Origin of the sequence: Pseudogracilibacillus sp. SE30717A, from assembly GCF_037071985.1 — a bacterium.
GTDB lineage: Bacteria > Bacillota > Bacilli > Bacillales > Amphibacillaceae > Pseudogracilibacillus.
On sequence record NZ_JAXHDF010000003.1, the window covers coordinates 342001 to 356706 of the forward strand.

Genomic DNA, 14706 nt, shown 5'->3' on the forward strand with positions numbered 1-14706 from the left:
GGGTATGGATTTCTTATATTCGAATTATTCTCCATTAAAAACTGCATATAGATCTTTTAGTGATGAGTTTTATTCATTGTTGTCCGAATCAACTGCATTAGATATCGCAGTAGGCTATATTACAGCAGACTCTTTAGTTGAGCTTAAAAAGACTGTTGAATTGAATCCGTCATTAGATAGGGTGCGTTTGATTATTGGAATGCAATATATTGAGAAATTTACAGAGCTAGAATATAAATCAGCATTAGATTTAAATGAATTTCTTCAAAGTATGAAAAAAGGTGCTGTGAAGTTGGTCACACCGTTTAGATTTCATGGGAAACTTTACTCCTATGAACTAAACGGTTCTCCATTCGCTGGCATTATTGGCTCTAATAATTTAAGTAGTATTGTAGAAAGTTATAACCGAGTTTATGAGGCATCGGTTCTGTTTAAAAATAAAAGAGATGCCGGGAAATTAAGGGGTTTTATTGATGATTTAGATAGTAATGCTACTGAATTTATTGATAGATTGAAGATTCATGATTTCAAGAAGAACAATCCATTATTAGAAAATCATGAGCATGTATATCCAGTCTCTGAATCAGAACTTAACCGTATTCAGAACAGGCTTACATCTTATAGTTTTAGAATTCCACTAAAGGATACGCCTAAGAGTAATTTAAACGTTTTTTTCGGCAAGGGAAGAGTATCAAAAAATGGATTGATAAAACCTAGACATTGGTATGAAGTAGAGCTCATAGTACCGAAACATATTGCTATACAAGATGGTTACCCAGTAAGCAAAACGGATACTGCTGAATTTGATGTAATTACTGACGATGGTTGGAAATTTAAGTGTAAGGTTAGTGGCGACTATAATAAAAATTTTAGATCTGCAGCTGATTTAAAAATATTAGGAAAATGGATTAAAGGACGATTAGAAAATGTAGGAGCTCTGAAGGTTGGTGAATTAGTAACACAGGATGTGTTTCAAAAGTATGGGAGGAGAGACTTTACTTTAACTAAAACTACTGATTCAAATCTTTGGTATCTAGATTTTGGGGTGGAAAAATGAGTTACTTAGAAAGATATTTAAATAAAATAATTCTTAAAGGAAATAAAAGTCTGTCTGATGCAATAAACAAAACAGCAGGGGATGTTATAGAACATACAATTAGACCTTTTAATTATAGAGAACATGTTGTATGTTTATTAATGGGTAATGTTCAAAGTGGTAAGACTAGCCATATGTTTGGAGTTATAAACGCAGCTGTAGATGAAGGATTTGGGATATTTCTACTTTTAACGACTGATAATGTTTTACTCCAGCAACAAACTCTAAAAAGAGTAAAAGAAGACTTTCCTGAATTTTGTGTTTGTGGAGAAGATGATTACATTCAATTCTACAATAATAATTTGCAGAAGCCCTCATTAGTTGTCTTGAAAAAGAATGGTAGTATATTAAGGAAATGGAAGAATAATTTTGCTTCGACTCATTTTTGTAAGGGTAATCCTTTGTTCATTATTGATGATGAAGCAGATGCTGCAAGTCTTAATACACTTGTTAATAAATCAAAGCAAAGTACGATTAATAAAAACTTAGATGAAATAAAGAAAACTACGTCATGTAGTATTTATATGCAAGTTACGGGAACACCACAATCTCTTTTTTTACAGACTATGATTAGTGGTTGGAAACCACAATATATTTATTATTTTAAGCCTGGTGATAATTACTTAGGTGGGGATTTTTTCTTTTCCGAAGAAAGCAATAGTCATTTAATATTAACGGACAACGATGAAGTAGATTATTTTACATATGATGATGAATATCCTGAAAATGGACTCAAGAGTGCTCTAATCATGCATTTAATTTCATCTGCAAATTTATTTATTACGGGAGAAAGTGTTTGTAACTTTGTAATTCATCCAAGTATGAAAACCGATTCACATCAAATTTTTGCTGAAAAAGTTGGGGATTACCTCAATGAACTTAACTCAAATATTCATGAGGAAGTGGCAATAGAATTTTTAAAAGATAATTACAAAAAGTTAAAACAAACAAAAACTGATATCCAGGAATTTCCTGTTATATATAAGTTTATTAAACAAATCTTATCAAATGATCAGGTGAATATTTTTATAATCAATTCGAAATCAGCGTATGCAGAAAGTACACAGTATCAGAAGGGGATAAATGTAATAGTGGGTGGAAACAGCTTAGGAAGGGGTATTACGTTTCCGAAACTACAAACAATCTACTATTGTCGTACAGCAAAAAACCCACAAGCAGATACGATGTGGCAGCATTCTAGAATGTTTGGATACGATCGTGACCCTGGGTTAATAAGAGTGTTTATGCCAAAATTAGTCGCTAAATTATTTTCGAATATTAATGATACTAACAACGCAATAATTGCTCAGATTGAGAAATATCACAATATTGATGATGTGAAGATGTACTATCCAAAAGGATTAAAGCCGACACGATCTAATGTGATATCAAAAGAATCTTTAGCGTTACTTAGTGGTGGTGTAAATTACTTTCCAATTGCCCCTATAAATAAGTCAATTGAAGAACTGGATTCTATGCTAGAGCCGTTTAACGATAAATATAACTCTATCAATTTAAATATGATGATAAAAATAATAGAGGCAATCGCCTCTGAACAAAATGATTGGTCAAGTGAAGAATTTATATCATTCATAATGTCATATATAGCTGATAACCCTTTAGAGCAAGGAATAATAATTGTAAGACGTGAAAGAGATATTGCTAGGGGAACGGGAACATTATTATCGCCAAATGATAGACGTTTAGGTGCTTCTTTTAAAAATCAAATTGTTTTAACTATGTATAAAGTAACTGGAAAAAAAGGGTGGAATGGAAAGAAATTATGGGTGCCAAATATTAAATTACCTGATGGCATGGTTTATTACTCTATAAAGGAATAGTAAGGAAGAGCGCAAAGGAAAACTGCAATTATTTGAAGTGATCTATTAGGCAGAACTCAGTGTTTACTAGTGCATAAGGGATTTCATCTATGTTTTTTATTTTCCATCAAAAGGACTGTTTACTTTTAATCCTTCCTAAAATCCTTCTCAATTATCTTACTAATCTAATGTTTCACCCTTTAAGTAGTACAACTTAAAGTGTCATTTGTTCGTGAATAATTCAAGTGATTTTAAATCTATCTATTATAATTATAATAGTACAGATCGAGTTTCCATATTTTTATTACTTTTGATATTTCGATTTTTTTATGGTAGGAGACTTTCCAATTGAATTGATTCTTGAGGGAGATAATAAGTATTCGGAGTGATAACTTTAAACTAGGATTTGCATGGATTCCATTAAAATTTAATAGATTTGCTGTCAAAATCCCCCCGAACGGGAAAGAGGGTTAAGGATTTTGGGAGTGAAGAGGTATCACTGATAATAGGGTGATATCTCTTTTTATTAAGAAGACATTTATCAAAAATAGATGCATCCATCTTTGATACTGACTGTTGAAAAAGTCTATTTTCCTGTTTTGACAAAATAACTGAACTAATTTTTAAAAAAGTAAATTTAGTGTTGACACTCCTTTAAGAGGATAGTTTATAGTTCCTTTTATAAGTAATGAAGGAGGAAACAATATGTGTGCTCATTATGAAATAACTTTAAATGATGTAAGTAAAACATTCGGCAAAAAAATAGCGTTAGACAAGATGTCTCTCAAAATAAAAAAAGGCTCCATTTTTGGACTAATTGGTCCAAATGGAGCAGGTAAGTCGACATTAACAAGTTTACTAGCTACTTTGTCCTTACCTGATGGAGGCACTGTAACGATATCAGATTTAGATGTTATTTCACAAGTGAAACAGGTTAGAAAAAAGATTGGGATAACATTCCAAGGACTTTCGATATTTACAACAGGAACAGCGTGGGACAATTTATTAATAGCCGGAAAAATGAATGACATGAACACTTCGAAAATAAAGGATAGAGGAGAATACCTGTTAAAAGAGTTTAATTTGAATCAGGTATCTAATGATTTAGTTGGTACATACTCGGGTGGAATGAAAAGGAAACTCGATATTGCCATAAGTTTACTTCACAAACCGGAAGTTCTTTTTCTAGATGAACCTACAACTGGATTAGATCCTGAGTCTAGAAATATATTGTGGCAAATCATTTCAAATATCTCTGATAGGGAGGGAACCACAATTTTTGTAACGACACATTATCTGGAGGAATTGAACAATGTAGCAACTGATATTGCATTAATTAATAACGGAAAAATACTTGATGTTGGAACACCAAAGGAACTAATTAATAAACTTGCAGCTGATCATATTGAAATTCATTTTAGTAATTTAAATTCCTCAATGATTCAAAAACTAGATGAGTACGTTTCAAATCTTGTAGAAGTCGTCAATTATACAATCAAACCAAGATCATTAATAATGATTGGTAGCAAGGGGCAGCAAATTATATCTAAATTATTGGAGTTTTTAATTCGAAATGAAGTCGAAATAGAATTTAGTGAGCTAAAACAGGCTACTTTAAATGATGTTTATTTGGCAAATTTCACAGAGAAAGGGGCTAAATAATGAACAATATATCGTTAATTTTATTATTAGTAAAAAAAAGACTGACACCATTAATTAAAAATCCTATAGGGATTCTCATTTCAATGTTCCAACCTTTGATTTTTCTTGTGTTATTTGGGACGATATTTTCAAGTGTTTTTTCTACTTCTGGATTTGACAATACAAGTTATGTAGCATATATCCTACCCGGAATTTTAATTATGAATGCTTTATTTGGCGGAATATATCTAGGTATGAGCACCTTAGATGATATAAGAGAAGGGATATTTAGTCGATATTTAGTAGCACCTAAGAGTAACTTGTTTTTTATTGCTGGTGATTTAGTTTATATTTTTATTTTCCAAATGATTCAATCTTTTTTATTAGTGGTTATTGGCTTTTTTCTGGGTTTTAAACTACCATCAGGAATCATTCATCCAATCATTTTTCTTATGACTCCAGCATTGTTTTCTTGTATAATTGGAACTATTTCTATAGGAATTGCGGTTCTAACCAAGAAGCACTCAACAATGATTTCTGTGATGCAGTTTTTATCATTTCCGTTGATTTTCTTATCGTCAGCCTTTATGCCAAGCAATTTATTGCCAAAATGGATAAGTATTATATCATGGATAAATCCAGTTGACTGGGTAGTCAGAGCATCACAATCAACATTCAACCATTCATTGGCAATGAACTACTATTTGCTGATTGTCTTAAGTCTTTTTATTGCTGTTTTCTTTTGTAAGTTCACGTATGATGTTCAACGAAAAAAGTGAAAGGAATATGTTGACTCTTACCTTAGAGGATACCTTAGTATAAAGTACATGGAAAGGAGGAAAGGAGATGTACACCGTTCACGAAGTTGCAAAGATAGCTCATACAACAGTGAAGACACTACACTATTATCACAAAATAGGTCTTTTGATACCGGAGGAAATTACAGAAGCTGGTTATCGTTTATACGGAAAAAAAGGTGTAGAACGACTACAGCAAATCCTCTTTTACAAGGAACTGGATTTTCCTCTCAAAGAAATTAAAAAATTATTAGATGGAGAAATCGACAGAGAAAATACATTGATACAGCAAAAATATTTATTAGAACAAAAAATCGATCGGTTTAAAGGATTGATCGAGACGATCAATTCTTCTATTAAAAGTGCTAAGGAAGGAGTTGATTTAGATATGGAAACAATGTTTAAAGGTTTTGAGACGGAAGAAGAATGGCAAGAAGCCTTAAAAGAGCAAAAAGAACATTTGGAAAAAGAATATGATTTCGATTTATCGAATCAATCAATTAATGTAAAATCAATGAACGATTCTGCTGTGGAAGCACAGTCATTTAATGAAGATATGATCCGGTTCTTACAAGAAGGTTTTTCAGTAAATGATCCCAAAGTCTTGGACCGTGTAAATGAGCATCTACTTTTTTTGAAGAAATTAGGTCATCCATCAACACCACAAGATTTTCTAAATCAGACAGAGCTTTTTATCGTTGATGATTTTCATAGGAATATGCTTGAGCAGTGGCAAGTGGGTTACGCTTATTTTCTAAACAAGGTTGCAGCTAACTATTTGGAAAATACTAAATAGTAAAGAGTTGTAAATAGACATTTATCAGTATTTCAAAGGATTCAGGCATTGACGAAAAACTGTACGAACTATCTTTAGGGTCAGTGGACGATGGGGGCTAATGTTTTGATTATACGGTATATTTCTTCACCCACTATTACAACAGAAGAACCGTTGTTTGTTAGAGTAAAAACGATATACAACTAAGATACAAGCGGCGGTTTTGAAAGTGACAAAATAAAAAACCGTCGTTTTTCCTTTTAAAAATAGGATTACGGAAGGTGTATTAAGTTTGCTCTTTTTAAAGGACATGGCGGTATAAAGGAGGTTATCGCCGTGTTTATTTATACTTATCTTGATTGGATTTCAATCGATTTATCAAGAAAAATCTTGGATTGTTATGGGATGATTAGAGCTGTAATGTGCCAACAAACAATGTCTAATAATATATCAATCTTTATGACCAACTGGCTTATGTTCAGTTGGTTTTTTTGTGCCTAATAAAGATATCTTTTGAAATTTTCACTTCTATTTTTGGCATTTCATAAAAAATCTTGTTGAAGGTTATGAAAGGGGAAATCATCACCCACCTTTGCAGTTGCGAAGGGAGAGAAAATGCATGAAAGAACCAGATCGTACCGAGTGGCAAGTTCGCTGTGCATTTAATGCTTTTTGTAAACGTGTATTGAAGAATGAAGCAATCAATATTTTCAACGAAAGACAACAACGACAAGCAAAGGAGATGACATTTTCTGATCTCACACCACAAGAAGAAAATCAACTCTATATCTTAGATAAGCAATATGAAGGAGAAGAAGGACAAAGTTTTCAAGTGGTTGGAAAGAAAATAACTCCGAAATTACTCGCTGAAGCGTTGCGTACTTTGCCAATAGAAAAGCGTAAGACAGTCCTACTATACTATTTTTTTGATAAATCAGATGTAGAAATAGCCGAACTACTAGAGATTCCTCGTAGTACGGTTCAGTATAGACGGACAAGCTCTTTTAAAAGGTTAAAGCGATTTTTGGAGGAACATGCAGATGACTGGGATGATTGATGCTAACACAAAAGACAACGAATGTGGCTTATTACCGTATCCAATTATTTTAGCTGCAAATAAGGGTGATCCAGAAGCGATGAATTACGTTATTTTGCATTATGGAAGCTATATGGCAAGTTTGTCTATGCGTAAACTTTATGATGAGCGTGGTAATACGTATTGGGGCATTGATGTAGACACACATGATCGTTTACGTTCGAAGCTTATGCAGGGCATTTTAGCTTTCAAGATTTGATTACATGGTTAAGTTTTCCCTTTCACATATATTGTTCTTTGATAAAGAAAGCACGGAATATAACGCCGTGCAGTATAGACCGAAAATCAGATACGTTCTACTGATGATGAGCTACTTGATTCATACGCCATGACCTTCGAAAGAAATGAGCGATTATCTATGAATCTAGGGCAATCGTGGTGGATTGCTGGCGATAACTCATTAGTAAGGATAATGATACTCCTCTACCGTCATGGTTCGTGCGTTCAAAGCGTCGCAAGCTATGAGTAGAGCTGGAAGAATACTTGCAGGGGTGAAATTCCCGTGGAGCTGCACCAACAGCCGTCTGATTTTTTAATAGTTTTAAATTATCGTTGTTTCTAGTATGTATTCCTCTGTTAGTGAAAGGGAGGTATATATTTAATGAAGGAACTGATTACAAAAGATGATTTAATTCAACTTGGATATCCTAAATATACTTCGATACGAATTATTAGACAAGCCAAACAAATCATGGTACAAAAAGGGTATCCATTTTATAATAATAAACGCTTAGGGCGTGTACCAAAAATGACAGTCGAATCGATTCTAGGTTGTGAACTAGAATTGGAGGAAGACAGTCATGGCTAAAACCAAATATGTAGGGGTTTATATTGATAACAATGGCCAATATTTTTATGAAACGGAGTTAGGAACGGATCGTATTACTGGAAAACGACTCCGAAAAAAAGGACGCACCAATCAACAAGGAAGAAAGTTTACTTCTGCTTTACAAGCCTATAAAGAATTAGTACGGGTGAAAAATGAATACCATCAAGCAAATGGTTATGGAAATTATCATATGACTTATGGTCAGTTCATGGATACCGTGTATATTCCCGCATATGAAACAGAAGTGGAAGAAAGTACTTTTTATGTTCGTAAACGAACGTTAGAAGGTATGAGAGATCGTTTTCTAAACATTGAACTTCGTTCTCTAACTGTAGAAGATGTCCAACGTTATCGAACCTGGTTACTTTCTGATAAAGGAGCTGGGTATTCCCAAGCATATGCAAGTTTGGTATTTGGGATGTTTCGAAAAAGTCTGGATATGGCAGTTGATATGCAATATCTAGAAGTAAATGTATCTAAAAAAGTGAAAGCTATTCCTAAAGGAAAAGCGGTTGTTCCTTATTGGACAAAAACAGAATTTGAGAAGGTAATTTCTACAATCTGTCTGGATGATTTTTATGAACACTTATGTTTTGTGATGTTGTGGACGTATTTCATGACAGGCATACGGGTTAGTGAAGGGGCTGCCCTATGGTGGGATGATGTCGATTTTAAAAATAAGCGACTTCGGGTCCATCATTCCTTGTATTTACGAAATAAAAGTAATTGGAAGCGAAAAGATTATACAAAAACAGAGGATGGAAAACGAATCATTTCTTTGGATGAAGATACGATACAAGTGTTGCAAGCATGGAAACAACGACAATCAAAAATAGGGATTGACGATTTCGTTTTTAGTTATGATGGAACACCGATGATTAAATCGACGCTTGCAAGAATCATTCAACGCTATGCAAAACTTGCAAATGTTCATCGTATTCAAGCTAAAGGGCTTCGACATTCACATGCATCCTATCTCATTAATGAATTTAATGTTTCTGTTTTGATTTTGTCAAAACGTATGGGACATTCTAGTCCAGAAATTACGTTAAAGCATTATTCACACATGTGGTCAGGTGTAGATGAACTCATTGCGGAAGAGATGACAGGTAACATTAATATACGAACAGCGGAAAAATCAGGTATAGCATTTAATGGTAACCAAGCAGTAAAAAAATAAGTTCCGCCAGAAGTCCCGCCAAGATAAGTTGAAGGTGTGATAAACGTTGATGTAACAATGTTTTGACGTCACCTGCAAACTTGGAGTGGGAATGACAGGGAAGGGAATCTACATCAACTAGTCTTGATTTAGATGGATTTCAGGCGAAATTATTTGTTTAGAGCAATCTTTTCGCAAATAGTTCCCTGCCGAAGTGGGTTTTTGACCAAATATTAGGAAATAAAGAGACAAGAAAAAGGAGCTAAATCTTGAGGAATTTAGCTCCTTATTTTATTTCACTAGATTATAATTATATACCATCATTGATATAAACTATTTCTGAACCGTCTTCTCTATAACGAGGTTGTCTATTTCCTGAATCAAAGTTTTGTAGTACTCTAAAAATATTTTTACCTTTATCTAGAAATAGTGCTTTTGTGATATTTCCTCTATTGGTTTTAATTGTAACTTTTGCTTCTCTCTCTTCAAAATCATAGTAAGGGTTTGAGCTATGGAAGTGAAAATAGCCTCCTACAGAACTATAACTATCAATGTTTTGTGGGTAATCCAAACTATATTTTTCTTTTTTATCTTCATTGCCATTACTACGTGTGATGGTTGTGGAAACTAAAGATTTATTTCCCCTACCTATACCAAGAGCTACATTTCCAGCAATGTCTTTTACTTCTACATTAATTTCTAATAAAGTGCATGGGAGTTTTGAGTTGTTAATGATTGTTAACCACAAAAAATTGGGAATGTCATCTCTTGTACTGCTTCCAAACCATTTTACTAATTCAAAGTCTAGATTAAAACGTTCCTCTCTAACGTTTTTTCGAGCAGCATAAATGCTAATACCTAAAGAAGTCAAAGAAATAACGATTGGAAAAATACTTATGATTAAAGACCACCACATTCATCAATCAACTCCATATATTTAATTCATGACTTTTTATAAAAACACAAATTTAACTTAAGTCTAATTGTTTTATTTACTACATTTACTATGGGAATATTTTTGAAAACTCCTTCATTTAGAAATGAGTCAATTCCTAATTCAGTCATATCAACAACGGCATCGCTTAATACTGGATTAAATAATGTTGTTTTAAAAGCTGGAATAATTTTATCCATATTAAACCTTCAAATATTGGTTTCTTATACCAATTTAAATTTATATTGTTTCCTTAATTTACCTCAACATGATTACAATAATAATTACATTATTATTTTGACCAAATATCCGTAAGTAAAATTGTATCGCTTTTTGGTCTTAGACGGACATCTTCAATATAATCGACATTTACAATAATCGGCATGGATACAGCTGTACCAGACACAATACATACTCCTTGTGCTAAAATTGGTAAAATAGATTTGGATATTTTGTCCATCGTTGAGATGGAGTTATCAATTATTTGTAAATCACGTTCATTTACTAATTTGTGCAAGAAAAAGTTATGAACTTGGGACAATATAGTCGGTGATATATCAGCTGGTCTTTGGCTTGAAAGTGTTAAGAAAAAGGAAAACTTACGTCCTTCTTTAATGATTTCTTCAAATAAATCTAATCTATAATCTTTCCAGTTATCTTGCTCCCTCGCCGATTGAGTAGACAAGATATTATGTGCTTCATCAATAATTAAGTGAAGGCTTTTTTTGTTATCTATGTTACTCCGTTTATGTTGATCAAAATACATTTTACAAATAAGTAATGATAGTATTTTTTTAGCATCTTGATTTAAATTTTTAAGAGATACTATTTGCAAGAATTTTTGTTCAGAATGATTTCTTACCAATTTAATATACTTTTTTATACTATTTATTCTAGAATAAATACGTTTAATTAAGGGATCTATATGATCAGGAATCACATTTCCATATAACATATCGTGGATTAATCGAAGTTCACAACGTATCTGAAATTCCTGAAATAAATCGATAGATTGCTGTTCCAAAAATGATGCAATTTCCCGAATATTAAGGGCTTGTTCATAAGCTTCACACCAATCACCATCAAAGTAATCCTGTGAATCCATAATAGCAAAACTAGCCTTCTCATTTCGAGAAAAAATTAGTGCTTTTATAATAGGGCTTAAGAGTTCTGTTATATCAGGAAAGTTAGATTTTAAGGTATGAACTAATCTTTCTTTAATATCTGCATTTGGCTTTCCAGAAAAAACCCTACTTATTAAAGAAACAACCCAAGTAGATAACGAATTCATACCATAACCATAATTGTTCATTCCACTCACTATTCTTGAAAGAAACGGCATTTGGGTTTGAGTAGTTGCTGAAAATAAAATTGATAACATTTCTACATCAAAAAATGTATTAGTTTCAATTGGGAATTTATGCGAATTGTCTTTACTTGAATTTAATTCGTATATATTCTTATCTCCTTTGGAAATTCCAAAAGTTCTATCTTGGATATACTCTCCATTAAAATCTAGTACTAAAAATGAGCTAGACATTTTCAAATTGGGGAGATTATCCAATGAAAAGAGTTCATAGTATAATTTGTGTAATGTATTAGATTTCCCACTGCCTGTGTTACCAAAAATACCGATATGTGAAGCGAAAAATAAATTAACTGGAAGTTGAATCATATTTTGTTCGATTAAACTTTTTCCTATATCAATGGATATACCATTAGTTTCTTCGGCATAATTGTTAATGTAAATTTTATTTATATCTTCGTTGTTTGGTATAGAGCATAAATTACCTATCATAGGTAAAAATGAAGCCCCACTATAAAATTTATTCTGTTTAATATATCCTATTGTCTGAACTTCTAACACTCGTTTTATAGTGCTTTTGGAGAACCTTTGGTCTAAATTGTATTCTTTAATGTTATTATTGATATCCCAAATTGTTTCAGAGTTTATTCTAGCTACAATCTTTATGAACCCTTGGGAAATTATAACAAAGCTGTTTACACTTACATTTTTAATAAGATTTCCATTATGAATAAAAGTAGCATGATTTGTATTATCGAACGTAGCAATTTTACTTATAAAACCTTTAACTTCAACAACTATTCCAATTTCTAGATTATCCATGTTATTCACCTACTTCAAACGAATGAGACGGCTGATAGCTGTTTAGGAGGTCTTCTTCTATACACATATTGAATGAGTGAAAATTTAAGACTGGAATATCGTGAGATTCTTCCTTAATTAATTGGACTTCACGACTATAAATTTTCACACTTTCATTTAATTCGACTATGGTGTATTGAGACTTATCGAAATCTTCTTGCTCCCTGAAATCATCTTTATCTATTTCATTGATTAGAAAGTCATCAGGTTTAATAAATACAATATTTGTTGGTATTGAATGACTTGAAAAGTTAAATGTTGAGATAATCTCTTCTTTGTTATCATTACGGTAACAAATTACTATTACAATGAGATTAGGGTTATTTAGGGATCGTTGTACAACATCTGCAATATGTTCGTCGTAAAAAGAAAAGCCAAAAACTATTAATGCAGACTGTTCTTTTTCAAGTTCATAGCTTAATAGCCTCAACATATTAAAATAATGTTCTTCTATTAATGTAGTTTGAAACTTCTTTTTTGTTGGTAAGACAATCTGAAGCTTTTCTATTAATGAAACAAGTTCATTAAGCTCATGTTCAGAGTAGTTAGCAATTTCGTTAATGTCATCAATTAATTCTTTCAGGTTAATTTCCCTATTATTTAGTAAATCAATAAATTCTGACGGAGATGAAAATTCTTGATTTGCTAAAATCATATAATTCTCAATATCCGTTTCAAATTTACTCCAAAAATTAGAAAGTAACTGATTTATATCTTTAATCGTTGATAACGAAGATGTAATTTGGATTTTGGATCTACCTTTTTTATTCTTTAAATACTCTCTCCAATTTACTGAACCATGACATTTTATTAAGTTGATGACTGGCATTTCGCTTGAGTAATTATCAAAAACACCCGAATATAGAAGGGTTTTATTAAAATTGTCTGTATTTAATATCCTTTTTACGTAGCCATTAGCACCGTCGTTAAAAAAAATTCTAGCATTGTGTTCTAAACTAGTTTCAATGGCACTTTCCAAGAAAAGATCATAATTGGTAGTAATGATATTAACTCTTTTTGGAGATACCCTACTATTTCTCGTTTTTAAGAATTCTAAAATGTTATGAATGAATCGGGTATAATCATTTAAAATACTTAACATTAATTTAGTCTTTTCACCGCAATAACAATAACCGTTTAAATAGTTTAATAGGTATAAGTTATCCGAAATAGACACTTTATAGAACAGTGTTTTAATTAAGTTTTTCCCATTTTTAGTCAAATTAGCTTCGGATAGTATCTGCTCAAAATTACCTAGTGAAGAAAAGAATGGAGCAGAGGCTCCAGCACCAAATAAAAAAGTAGTGTTTTTTTCTAATAATACATTTTTCAAAATCTCTTTTTTGGCTATTTCCATATTTTTTCTCCTATTTAGTTTATTTAGTATATTGTATCATTTAGATAGGTGATGTTGTAGGAATATAGAACTATAAGCGATTTATTGAATGAATAATATAGAAATAGGTTCTACAAAGATATTATTCATTAGGCTAAAAAGGATTTTGCGGATTCAGTTACAAAATAATATTGGGAACAACGGTAGATATATTTGTTCTATCAAACAAGGAAGAACATCAACTGATCTATATTGATCAAATTAAATATAGAAAAGTTCTCTAGTTGATAAAGTTCGTTAGGTCAAAAAATATTATTCTGATTGTATTGTTTTTACTTTATCTTCATTAAAAGAAGACGCTCTTCAATTGAAACTTGTAAAAGATATCAAATTTTTTTGGTGATAACTCTAAATTGTGATTTGCATTTATTGCATTAAAATTGCATTATTTTAATTTTTTATATCAATTCATATGGATTGATACTTCTTTAAACCCTTTTATAATCAATGATATTGCTCTATATCTAACACAGTGAAAGTAGAGTGGGAATAAGAGGCTAACTTGATTTAAAGAGGGAATGCCTATTTAAAGGTATTTGTCCTACCAAAAATGATGAAAATGCAATGAATTTAATATGGTTCCCTACTAAAAACCCTACCAAGAAAAAATTTTGGTAGGGAACATTTTTGTTATCTTGAAATAAAAGGAGAGATTCTATGAAAAAAATAATTTTTATATGTTTAGGTGTAGTAATCATATCCTCGGTTATATATTTAAATATCAGTTCAGCATCTCTTAAAAGTGATGAAGATCATTTATCTGATATAGTTGATTTGACATGGGAAAAATATGATGTTTTAGCTTCCTCTATTCTTATAGATAGTTCGGTATTATTTTTAGAGATTTCTGATACAGAAAGTAAAATAGAAGTTGAGGAATTTGTTAAAGATAAGTTAGTGGAACGAGATGTAAAAACATATTCTACAGAAATCTTACTGGGAAATGTGGAAGAAAAGGAAAAATTAGTTAGTAATTCTAAATGAATTACTTAAGTA

General features: G+C 31.7%; 14 protein-coding genes. 10 read left to right on the forward strand and 4 right to left on the reverse strand.

Annotated elements, in window-relative coordinates:
* Positions 1–4: 4 nt before the first annotated feature.
* The 9 genes from SPD48_RS06770 (at position 5) to SPD48_RS06810 (ending at position 9234) form a co-directional block, all read left to right on the forward strand.
* Positions 5–1057: a restriction endonuclease PLD domain-containing protein gene (locus tag SPD48_RS06770; protein ID WP_336257319.1), complete on the forward strand. Its 1053-nt coding sequence runs from the start codon at positions 5–7 to the stop codon at positions 1055–1057.
* Positions 1054–2937, forward strand: coding sequence for a Z1 domain-containing protein (locus SPD48_RS06775; RefSeq protein WP_336257320.1), 1884 nt, complete (start codon positions 1054–1056; stop codon positions 2935–2937). Before SPD48_RS06770 ends, SPD48_RS06775 begins: the two co-directional genes overlap by 4 nt.
* Positions 2938–3621: 684 nt before the next feature.
* Positions 3622–4578, forward strand: coding sequence for an ATP-binding cassette domain-containing protein (locus SPD48_RS06780; RefSeq protein ID WP_336257321.1), 957 nt, complete (start codon positions 3622–3624; stop codon positions 4576–4578).
* Entirely contained in the window at positions 4578–5336 is a 759-nt protein-coding gene (locus SPD48_RS06785; protein ID WP_336257322.1) for an ABC transporter permease, read from the forward strand. The genes SPD48_RS06780 and SPD48_RS06785 overlap by 1 nt, the downstream gene beginning before the upstream one ends.
* A 67-nt stretch (positions 5337–5403) precedes the next feature.
* A complete protein-coding gene (locus SPD48_RS06790; protein WP_336257323.1) occupies positions 5404–6150 on the forward strand; it encodes a MerR family transcriptional regulator in 747 nt (248 codons plus the stop codon).
* A 598-nt stretch (positions 6151–6748) separates the two neighbouring features.
* On the forward strand, positions 6749–7186 hold the full coding sequence (locus SPD48_RS06795) for an RNA polymerase sigma factor (RefSeq protein ID WP_336257324.1): 438 nt from the start codon (positions 6749–6751) through the stop codon (positions 7184–7186).
* Positions 7170–7424, forward strand: a complete 255-nt coding sequence (locus SPD48_RS06800) for a helix-turn-helix domain-containing protein (protein ID WP_017795849.1) — start codon at positions 7170–7172, stop codon at positions 7422–7424. The genes SPD48_RS06795 and SPD48_RS06800 overlap by 17 nt, the downstream gene beginning before the upstream one ends.
* A gap of 402 nt (positions 7425–7826) precedes the next feature.
* The gene (locus tag SPD48_RS06805; RefSeq protein ID WP_077604216.1) at positions 7827–8033 is read left to right on the forward strand and encodes a DUF3173 domain-containing protein; all 207 of its coding nucleotides are present in this window, start codon (positions 7827–7829) and stop codon (positions 8031–8033) included.
* Entirely contained in the window at positions 8026–9234 is a 1209-nt protein-coding gene (locus SPD48_RS06810; RefSeq protein WP_336257325.1) for a tyrosine-type recombinase/integrase, read from the forward strand. Before SPD48_RS06805 ends, SPD48_RS06810 begins: the two co-directional genes overlap by 8 nt.
* A gap of 289 nt (positions 9235–9523) precedes the next feature.
* Here SPD48_RS06810 and SPD48_RS06815 read toward each other — a convergent pair whose 3' ends face one another.
* The 4 genes from SPD48_RS06815 to SPD48_RS06830 form a co-directional block, all read right to left on the reverse strand.
* Positions 9524–10129, reverse strand: a complete 606-nt coding sequence (locus SPD48_RS06815; protein WP_336257326.1) for a hypothetical protein — start codon at positions 10127–10129, stop codon at positions 9524–9526.
* A 26-nt stretch (positions 10130–10155) separates the two neighbouring features.
* On the reverse strand, positions 10156–10347 hold the full coding sequence (locus tag SPD48_RS06820) for a hypothetical protein (protein WP_336257327.1): 192 nt from the start codon (positions 10345–10347) through the stop codon (positions 10156–10158).
* Between the two features lie 92 nt (positions 10348–10439).
* Complete coding sequence (locus SPD48_RS06825; protein ID WP_336257328.1) at positions 10440–12275, reverse strand: ATP-binding protein; 1836 nt, start codon at positions 12273–12275, stop codon at positions 10440–10442.
* A 1-nt stretch (position 12276) separates the two neighbouring features.
* Positions 12277–13671: a hypothetical protein gene (locus tag SPD48_RS06830; protein WP_336257329.1), complete on the reverse strand. Its 1395-nt coding sequence runs from the start codon at positions 13669–13671 to the stop codon at positions 12277–12279.
* 696 nt (positions 13672–14367) lie between these two features.
* Here SPD48_RS06830 and SPD48_RS06835 point away from each other — a divergent pair.
* Entirely contained in the window at positions 14368–14694 is a 327-nt protein-coding gene (locus SPD48_RS06835) for a hypothetical protein (protein ID WP_336257330.1), read from the forward strand.
* Positions 14695–14706: the final 12 nt, after the last annotated feature.